We start from the raw sequence: 7,625 nt of genomic DNA on the forward strand, positions 1-7,625 counted from the left end.
GACCAACAGCAGACGAAGAAGGGCCTCAAGCCGCGATTCAAGGTTGACCCCGCGGCTTCACCGATGCCAGAAACCAAACAGCCAGAACGCCTCGCGCCCCGGGCGAGATCAAATCGGTACACCCGGGCGAGATCATCGGAATCCGCACCCTCCTGATCAGGCCGTTTATGATCAGCCAAACCTCCCAGGCCGCATTGCTCAGCACCAAACGATCCCCCAAGGCTTCCAAAACGAGACTTAGTCCGATTTGCGACATTACGTTCGAACATGACCTTGTCAGGTTTGGTACACTTCCTTGAAAAATTATCCCTTACTGATCAAGCTGTCGCGGTTGGCACAGGATTTGAACAGAGAGGTCCATCTACCGCAGCCGCCACGAAGCGGCGGCTACGCTAACGCTTCTTCGGCTGTGGCCTTTTGACGCAATGACACGAGCTGCCACATGGAGTCGGTCTCAATAGCACGTCACAAAAACTGCCCTCAATGTGGCTCTGCATTGGTCCACCTCGAGTGGCATGAACGCATCGGTGCGCGGGGGGTCCAAGATCTCTGGCGCTGCTGGAACTGCAGGAATGAATTCATGACCGTTTGCACTTCTGACGATACGGATCCTCCTGCCGCTGAGATCACGAAGCTCTTCTTTACCAGCCTGTTAGTCTGATCATGACGCCTGACCCGCTAACACTTGCATCCGAGCGGCACCGGACTTGGCAATCAAAAGCCGCGGAGGGTCGCTAAGGCGAAAACGATTGGGCCGTAGCTGCTCAGTAATACGCTGCGCGACCCTCCCGTCATAAATGCAGTCGGGAGTTATGAGGCTCGTACGTGCAATCGTCGGCTTGGCCCTGTTGGCAGTGGGATTGTACGTTATTATCGGTGAGCACCACGCTGGAACATCGGCGGATGCTACACTCAATGCGCGGCTCTACATCGTTCGCGCCCCGATCGAAGGAAAGGTAACCCTTGCCGTAAAGAGCATCGGCGCGCGCATTAGTCCCGGCGAGCTCATAGCAGAAATCAACGACCAACGCTTCGATACCGCGAGGCTTCTTGAGCTTGATCGCGATCGCACGAACCAGCAGATCGAGCTCAACCGTCTCGTTGGCCAGCGAGAGGCCTTGTCCGCATCCAGGTCTCGCTTCGATGTTCAATCAACTGATTACCAGCGCGGAAGGGTTCGGCAGATTGAGGCTCGAATTGCCGAAACGAAAGCAGCTCAGGACGCTGCGGCCACACGCCTTCGTCAAGCGGACGCAGAATTCAAGCGAGCAAACGAACTAAGCACGCGTGGTGTACAGACGGCGGCGAATTTGGATCGCGCTCGTGCAACTTACGACGTCGCGCAGCAAGAGCTGGAGAGTACGCAGCAGCGGGTGAAATATTTGGAGACGGAACTTACGTCCGCTCGCGAGGGCGTCTTCATCGGGGAGTCCTATAACGACGCTCCCTCCTCGGCCCAACGTATCCGAGAGCTCGAGCAGCGGTTGGCCGAGCTGAATGTCGACAAGGAGCAGATGAAAGCACGTATTGTACAGCTCGACCGGCAAGTCGATGCCGAGCGTCTTCGTGTCAATAATTTGAGCTTCGCTACCCTTAATGCCAGCGTCGTTGGTCTGGTCTGGGACATACTAATAGACGATGGCCAATACGCCCGGCGCGGCCAGGATCTCGTCAAGATCGTTGACTGCCCTACCCTGATCGTCACCGCGGGCGTCAGCGAATCTCTCTACGACGGTCTCTCGGTGGGAACGGCCGCGCAATTTCGGTTGTTTCGAGATGATCGTATTTTCAATGGAACCATAACCCGCCTTGGCGGATCCGGTGCGGCCTCACTCTACAACAATCTTGCTGTGGGTCCAAGTGCGCAACATCTCCAGCGCTTTGATGTCACTGTGACAGTTCCAGATCTTGCGGGAGATGCAGATCTCGGCTGCGGGATTGGACGCACTGGACGCGTGATCTTCACAGCTGGCCCAATCGCACAATTCCGTCGCTTTATAACGCGGCACGGGCTCTGATGCTTCTGGTGTCGCCACTCGTTGCTGCCTTCGCAGGCGTCGCCCTCATAATTGGGCTTTGGCTTACCGTCTTTCCGTTTCTCAATCCGATGAAGTGGTATTGGCGCGCTCTTCTCCTGGCGACGGCTGCCCTACTGTCTTGGCGTTATATGGCTTGGCGCTTCACCGAAACGTTGGCGCCGCTCGACTGGACTGCGGACGCGCTGTTCAGTTGGGATTCGCCATCCTCGAAGCTCTGACGATGCTTTCTGTCGTAGCGGGCTTTTGCAGAAGGCCGCCGCGCCAGAAGCTAAATCGGAGAAAAAGCCCTGAAGCAAGCCGCTCGCTCGCTACGGCGCTATGGGGGCGCGCTCCGCGAGCGGCTTGCTCCACATCCGCCAAAACAAACAAGGGGGTCACTTCTTCATGTCGCTACGGGGTTAAATCCGGACGTCGCTTGACAACCTAAGTAGCTGGTCGGCTTCCGAAGCCTGATGTCAAGCACGGTATCCGACCAGAAAGCCTGATCGAATGAGCAAGGTGGGATCAAAGGTTCAGAGCGGGCGCGGCGCCCTTCGGCGGCCGACCAATTCTGGTAGGTGCCAGCCGGAACTTAGAGCGTAAAATGGCCCGCCATTTTTCTCAGCCGGAGAGCAGCACAATGGACGCATTACCCCGCATCCAAGTCCTCCGGGATCTTATCGAAGAACAGATTGAAGTCGTCGCGGCGGCTATCTGCGACGGCAAATGCGCGTTGGAGGCCGAGCTGCGTTTAGAGTGGCTTACTCGCGAGCTGGTGATCGAAGAGAGCGGGGAACGCGTCTTCACGCACCAGAGCATAGCTCAACGGCTTTGGGACCAATATAGATGGGCCTCCCGCACGCGCCGTCGCCCCTACACTCTCAAACAACACTAAGAACCTTCTAGGCCGAACAAATCGGTTGGTCGGGCGGGCGAGTCTATTTGGTCGAAGAGACGTGGGAGCCGCGAGTGCCTGAAATCGTGACGCCAATCAGCCGTAAGCGTGCAATAGATTGGCTGAGCGCCAATCCGACCCGCCGTCGTGGTGCGGCTGCCGCTGATCGTAAGCGGGCCGAACGCCTTTTGTCTGCGGCCTGATCGATCTGCAAAAGACCGAGGCTGAATACTGGCAGGCTGAGCGGCGTTAAGTCGCTCAGTCTGGCCTATCAATTTAGGTAGGCCACGCACGGCGGCTTTCTCGCTAAACCGCACTTCAGCTCCCAGCGGGTTAAGGTTCACGGGAAAGCAGGGTGTGGGTTAGCCTTTATGATCCGAGGGGCTAACTTCACGGGGCAGTGCGGATGCGGCAGGGATAGCGCCTCTATCTAAGCCCCCCAGCCGATAAAGGCGCCGAGTCGCATCCGCGCGGCTTTTGAGCCGACGAGGAAATCATGGCACCAAAGGCTAAGCCTTTAAGGCATTTGCGCGCGCGGGACATTGCTGAAGCGGTCCATTTCGCGACGCGACTATCCTACAAAAGGTGGCCGACGGGCGTGTGGTTTGAGCTAAGAGATCGGATGGTCAGAACAGCCGATGGGCAATTCTATCTTATCGAAGATCACCCCATTAAGCTTGACGGCCATGAAGTCGCACGGCCTTACAGTCTAGCGAGCGTCTTTGCGTGGCTGCATGATTGCCCACAACAGATTGAGCTTTGGAACGGCCCAAGCGGGCCGCTTTTCGTTTGTAAATTTTCCGCGCGGATCTTTGTCAGCTTTTGGAAAGCTAGCCCGAATACTCAGCCATTGAGCTTAGCGGCGCGTGGCAGGGACAGCGCGTGCCCCGGTGTACGCGAGGGGGCTAGAGCGCCGAGTCACGTCACCGCTAATCTCAATTGCAGCGCGTGCGCGGTAGGGACAACGCCCGATTCTTATCCTGACCTGGCGCCGAGCCGTGCCCGCGTTGCTTCCGGTCGCTGAGACTGATCGCCCAAGCGCCTGGCGGCGACCAGTCCTGGTAGTTGCGCCACGGGCTTTCCCGGACGATACTTTCCGTCGTCAGCTTCAGTCGCTTGACGCTGGCCATGTTGAAGTTGGCGGGGCGTGGTAGGGACAGCGCCTCTAATTCCAGCTCGGGCGCCGAGTCACGTTGCCGCTAACTTCTACCATAGGTCCAAATGGACGGTGATCATCAGCGTGACAAACCTTCGCCCGCAGAGCTGAGACGTTCGGAGCGGATACTACGCGCCGATCAGATCGCACCTCGGGGCCTCACTAAGGCCAACGCAGCCGCCTATTGCGGGTGCTCCAAGGACGCGTTAAGGGCTTGGTACCGGAGGCTATCCCCGGCACTCAGCGTTGGGATCGCAAGGCGATTGATTGGTATCTGGACCGGGCGTCCGGTCTGCCTACCGGGGAGACCGCATCGAGCGATCCGCTCCCAGACTGGCTGGCCTCAGAACGGAAGGCTGGCAGATAGGAGCGTACACGTCCAACCTTTTCAAGTGACTCTCGGGAGGCGCTCTATCAAAATTATACTACTGATCAGCCGGATCGCCAATGAACTTTATCCTTGCGACAATTAGGGGCACTCAGGGAGTGAAAGCAAATTGTCCGGTTGAATGCCATCGGCCTTCGTCTTGATTTACTTGTGCCCGTTGTGGACGGCCACAATCACATCGGCCGTGCGCTTTTCCTCGACATAGAACTCCCATACACCGTTTTCGATTTCTTTGATCGTGTGATCGACGGATTGCTTCCACCTAGACCCGTCCGGGTTTACTCCGCCAACGTTTTTGATTCGCTCGTGAGGGTTCTGCCTGTCAGTCTTGTTGATGCATTGAATTCGTATGCGGCTGGTCACTCGGGTCTCTCCCATCTGCAAGAATAAAGAGCCTCAGTGTGGACCTCGGCCGTGGGTTAGTGTGCCGACCAATCCTGGTAGGTGCCTTGCATCCTTCTCGGCGCCGAGTCGCGCCCCCATTGCCAGGCGACCGTGACTGTGATGCGGCAACCAGTTCTGGTAGTTGTGCCACGGCTTTTTGCGGTGGATGTATCCTACCGACAGCCTTCTTCCCTCCCCGAAGCTGGCGGTGGAGTTAGCGGCGCGCGTGGTAGGGACAGCGCTTCTTCTTCTCTCAGATTGAGCGCCGAGCCACGTGGCCGCTAACTCCCAACCATGGGGCCAAAGGATGCATATATTCGAGCGGCACATCACGGCCCTACAGTCGCAAGCGCTTGAGGTGCTTGCAGCCAATCAGGCCCGGGCGGCCGATCAGTCTTTGAGCCTGGCAGATCGCCAAGTCGCGACATTTGATGCCGAGGAGGCTCGGGCAGTGTTAGGCATCCTCGACAGCGTGAAGCCCAATCTTAGGCCGAACGACGCGCGGCGGATCGCTGCACGCATACGCGCGCTTCTAGAGTGGGAGGGTTGGGTGCCGCACGACTCTCTCGGGGACAAAGGCGGTCAGCCCCGGTCTTCGGCGACGGTCTGGTCAACAAGGCCTGACTTAAACTCGTGAACATCAGCGGCGAAGGAGTTCGACTAGGCAGCTCTCCGGTAATTCATGTCCTGTAGGGTAGCCAAGCCAAGGTCATTTCGATGAAACGTCAGCTTTCTTGACCAGCACTTTAACGTACGTATCCATCAAGTACACCGAGCGCCTGGCTGAGGCTGGCGTCGAGCCGTCTGTCAGCAGCGTCGGAGATTCCTATGACAACGCTTTAAATTGGTGGTTTCCCTTTGAACGAGAACCTGAGCGACGTGCCCTGCCGCGGCGTCGACGGCGACGCGGTCGCCTCTTCCTCAGTGGCGTAGGGGCCGGAGTACTCAAAATTAAGCGCAACCTTCCACCGGCCTTTATGGCGCGACACGAAGTATTGAACGCCAGCCATAAAGTTTGCTCCGGCCTCGCCCCTGTGATCGACAGATGGCCTTACTCTGCAAATCTGCCGCGGTCGCCTCAACTACCGAATTTGGTGGGCTCGGAAGGAGCAGCGCCTTGTAGTGATAGGGCTGGACTGTTGCTGTGACCGGCAGGGCTATCGCATATGGCCGAGCATGCTGAGGAGGAAGGCATCGTCCCAGCCGGAGCGCTTGATTTTGCGTCGGATCGAAGCGCTGTCCGGATGAGATCGCAGGATGTTGAGGGCAAGCCTGCGCAGGATGGCGAGGTTCTCGGGGGCGTTGTCCTTTCGGGCACGATTGCCATCCTCGGCGAAATGAACGTCGAGCACCCAATGGAGTTGGTTCTCGATGCCCCAATGGCTGCGGGTGACGTGCAGCAGCCGTTTGGGGGAGATGTATTTGGAGAGGAGATAGTAGCGGACGACTGGCGTATCGGCTGGCTTGCCTCGCAGGCGCCTGCGCGAGGTAACGCGCCCCACTGCGACAACTCCAGGAAAGCGGAGGTGTCTCGCCAGGCTGGTGTTGCGCATGACGGTGGCCTGCGGCGCTTCGCGCCGATCGTGGCTGGAAGGCTCGAGCCGTGCAGCACTGCTGCGGCTGCCCGATCGCACAAACTGCTGCATAACCGCTTTGAACAAGGGGCCACGGTTGGCCTTGACCACAAGTGCATGATCGCCGCCTCGCTGCAGCACGGTACTGGCAAAGGCGCGGCTGCAGTGCAGCGCATCGGCAGTGACGATACAGCCCTCCAGACCGAGAAGCTCCAGCACCTCCAAGGCGCCGGCCGTCTCGTTGCGACCGGGCGCTTTCTGCTGGGCCAAGGCCATGCGGGCTTCCACCGCGAAGACGTTGACCAGATGCAGCGGCGTGGCCTTCCCGCCGCGTTCGTAGGCGCCGCGCAGCGCCTTGCCATCGACGGCCACCACCCCCGTGAGTTTGAGCCCATTGGCCTTGGCGAAGGCCGCCATGAAGCGACGGACTGTCTTCTCGAAGGCCTCCGGCTTGAGCAGGCGGAACACGCGGCTGAACGTGTCGTGGCTCGGCACGCCATGCTCCAGGCGCAGGAAAAGCCGCAACAGCTCTTCCTTCGCCTCTCCGAAGTCCGCCATGTCCGAGCACGACTCCGCTCCGCACAGCGTCGCCGCCAGCGCGATCACCTCCAGAAGATCGTGCCTGGCATTGGCCGCGCGCGGGTCCGGCAACCGACGAAAAGCCTTCGTAAATCTGCGCATCCGACCCCCTCCATGATTCGGGAGTCGTTCAGAATCTCTCTTGCTCTCCAATGCAATAGGCCAGAAAAATCCATATGCGATTCCCCTGCTGTGACCGGGGAGACTAACTGCCGGGCCTTGGTCGCTTCCCTTATTCACGAGGGATAGCGGCTGCAATCGGCGAGATCGAGTGTCGAGAGCGAGATGTCGCCTAGCTGCTAGCCAGTCTTTTCTCTCTCGTTAGAGTCAACGGCTGGATTGATGACGGATTGGGAGACGATCCACTTTTCCATTATGACCGTGATCCCAAGCTCTTGTTCCGTCTCCGCCCTCGGGAAAACATGCGTTCGATCGTCAAACTCGTCAGGGTCCCTCACGGTAGCAGCACGATTTGAGCCGAACCGCGTTGCCGCGCCCTCTCTATTGCCCCCCTGCACGCGCTGGGGAACGTCATTGGGATCTCCGTTCTTAATTCATAGTCTTTGAGTGCAATACTGGGCGATATGATCCGGAAGCGCCAATAGCGGCGCCCGCTTGGCTTCTTCCCGTA

4 protein-coding genes and 1 pseudogene are annotated in these 7,625 nt (G+C 58.6%); 2 read left to right on the forward strand and 3 right to left on the reverse strand.

Features of this window, described 5'->3' with window-relative positions:
• Positions 1–269 (reverse strand): hypothetical protein (locus XF30_RS38815; RefSeq protein WP_204524486.1); only part of this gene is annotated, 269 nt, incomplete at its 3' end.
• Between the two features lie 591 nt (positions 270–860).
• Between XF30_RS38815 and XF30_RS00015 the strand changes: the two genes are divergently transcribed.
• Positions 861–2,018 (forward strand): HlyD family secretion protein, encoded by a 1,158-nt coding sequence (locus XF30_RS00015; protein WP_158284317.1) that lies wholly within the window; start codon positions 861–863, stop codon positions 2,016–2,018.
• Positions 2,019–2,622: 604 nt separating this feature from the next.
• Positions 2,623–2,913 (forward strand): hypothetical protein, encoded by a 291-nt coding sequence (locus XF30_RS00025; RefSeq protein ID WP_146207638.1) that lies wholly within the window; start codon positions 2,623–2,625, stop codon positions 2,911–2,913.
• A 1,625-nt stretch (positions 2,914–4,538) separates the two neighbouring features.
• Here the strand turns inward: XF30_RS00025 and XF30_RS00035 are convergent.
• Both XF30_RS00035 and XF30_RS00050 read right to left on the reverse strand, forming a co-directional pair.
• A pseudogene (locus XF30_RS00035) lies at positions 4,539–4,835 on the reverse strand (DUF3892 domain-containing protein).
• 1,163 nt (positions 4,836–5,998) lie between these two features.
• Entirely contained in the window at positions 5,999–7,096 is a 1,098-nt protein-coding gene (locus XF30_RS00050) for an ISAs1 family transposase (protein ID WP_109141574.1), read from the reverse strand.
• Positions 7,097–7,625 lie beyond the last annotated feature (529 nt).

Source organism: Bradyrhizobium sp. SUTN9-2 (genome assembly GCF_003122645.1).
GTDB classification, from domain to species: Bacteria; Pseudomonadota; Alphaproteobacteria; order Rhizobiales; family Xanthobacteraceae; genus Bradyrhizobium; species Bradyrhizobium yuanmingense.

Bases quoted from the DNA above. Each gene is read 5' to 3' on its own strand.
- XF30_RS00025 (WP_146207638.1), top strand. From the start codon at position 2,623: ATGGCCCGCCATTTTTCTCAGCCGGAGAGCAGCACAATGGACGCATTA.
- XF30_RS00050 (WP_109141574.1), bottom strand. From the start codon at position 7,096: ATGCGCAGATTTACGAAGGCTTTTCGTCGGTTGCCGGACCCGCGCGCG.